This window comes from Achromobacter sp. GbtcB20, assembly GCF_019091095.1.
Taxonomy (GTDB): domain Bacteria; phylum Pseudomonadota; class Gammaproteobacteria; order Burkholderiales; family Burkholderiaceae_B; genus Achromobacter; species Achromobacter mucicolens.
This window is the reverse complement of record NZ_JAGXJZ010000636.1, coordinates 1-258: the sequence shown is the minus strand read 5'-3', so window position 1 is coordinate 258 and position 258 is coordinate 1. Positions and strand designations below refer to the sequence as shown.

Here is a 258-nt window from a genome sequence, read left to right as displayed (position 1 = left end):
GCCCATCAGGCGATCGGCCTCGTCCAGCGTCGGCTTGTTCGTCGTGCTGTTCGGGTTCGCCTTATTGCGCAGGATCGCCGCGGACATGCCCATCCGCGGCGCAATTGCTTCGCAGCCGCCTGGGGCGCCGTGCACGGTCTGGTGAAATGCGTCGAGGTGGTTCATGCGGAATGTCCTTCAAAAAATGATTCAAAAAATAACTTTGAGAAATAGACTTCTGGAAACAAACACAGAAGAGGTTCCCGTCATGCGTGCCCG

At 56.6% G+C, this 258-nt stretch carries 1 protein-coding gene; it reads right to left on the bottom strand.

Going from position 1 to position 258, the window contains the following annotated elements:
• A partial coding sequence (locus KVT32_RS32725; protein ID WP_371825648.1) for a phage regulatory CII family protein occupies window positions 1-165 on the bottom strand: 165 nt, incomplete at its 3' end.
• Window positions 166-258: the final 93 nt, after the last annotated feature.